The following is a 336-nucleotide window of genomic DNA, read 5'->3' as shown; positions in this document are numbered from 1 at the left end:
CAGGCGCTCTAGCCAGCTGAGCTAATCCCCCAAAAAAACAACCCAGGCGCTGTAGTCCCGTCCAGATTTGAACTGGAGACCCCTACATTATCAGTGTAGTGCTCTAACCAGGCTGAGCTACGGGACTGTAATCAATCTCGCCGCTTGGCCGGCAGGGCCGCCCATGGCGTCATCTTCTTGGTGTTTTCTTTAAGATAATCATTTTATAACGCAGCGAGTAGTCCAATCTACTCCAGAAAGGAGGTATTCCAGCCGCACCTTCCGGTACGGCTACCTTGTTACGACTTAGCCCCAGTTACCGGTTTTACCCTAGGACGCTCCTTGCGGCTACGTACT

The 336-nt window shown here is 52.4% G+C and carries 1 tRNA gene and 1 rRNA gene; both read right to left on the bottom strand.

The window, feature by feature from the left end:
- Positions 1-52 precede the first annotated feature (52 nt).
- A tRNA-Ile gene (locus JHD69_RS20790) sits at positions 53-127 on the bottom strand.
- Between the two features lie 109 nt (positions 128-236).
- Positions 237-336 (bottom strand): 16S ribosomal RNA (locus JHD69_RS20785); the annotation flags it as partial.

It is taken from the genome of Pedobacter sp. ASV12 (genome assembly GCF_016429155.1).
Classification (GTDB): Bacteria; Bacteroidota; Bacteroidia; order Sphingobacteriales; family Sphingobacteriaceae; genus Pedobacter.
The sequence above is the reverse complement of the archived record's forward strand: the minus strand, read 5'-3'. Positions and strand labels throughout refer to the sequence as shown.